Raw genomic sequence first — 509 nt, 5'->3', positions numbered from 1 at the left:
CCGCAGTCCGCCCCCATCCCCTGGGCGGCCGTCGCCCACGCCTCCGTGGCGATGGCGCTGCCGCTCGCCGTCGGCATCGTCGCGGGACAGCCGGCGTACGGGGCGCTGGCCTSGATGGGCGCGCTCTCCGGTGTCATCGGCGACACCGCCGACGCGTACCGCATGCGCATCCTCAACATCGCCGTCCCGCAGCTCTTCGGGGCCATCGGCGTCACCCTCGGCTCGCTCGTCTTCGGCCACGGCTGGGTCGCCGTCGGCGCGGTCACCCTCGTCGCGCTCGTCTCCGGGATGATGTCGACGATCGGCGCCGTGGCCTCCGTCTCCGGGCTGCTCCTGCTGCTCAACTGCGTGGTCGGCGCCGGTCTCCCGATGCCGGGCGCGTGGTGGCTCGCCCCGGCCCTGATGACCGGCGGCGGCCTGCTCGTCCTGGCCCTCGCCCTGCTCGCCTGGCCGCTGCGGTCCGGCGTCCCCGAACGCGCCGCCGTCGCCGACTCCTACCTCTCCGTGGC

At 75.4% G+C, this 509-nt stretch carries 1 pseudogene; it reads left to right on the top strand.

Features of this window, described 5'->3' with window-relative positions:
- Positions 1-509, top strand: a pseudogene (locus AB8Z36_RS42145) (FUSC family protein); the annotation flags it as partial.

This window comes from Streptomyces flavofungini (genome assembly GCF_041028215.1).
GTDB classification, from domain to species: domain Bacteria; phylum Actinomycetota; class Actinomycetes; order Streptomycetales; family Streptomycetaceae; genus Streptomyces; species Streptomyces flavofungini_B.
Note: the sequence above shows the minus strand (reverse complement) of the source record. Positions and strands in the feature narration are given on the sequence as shown.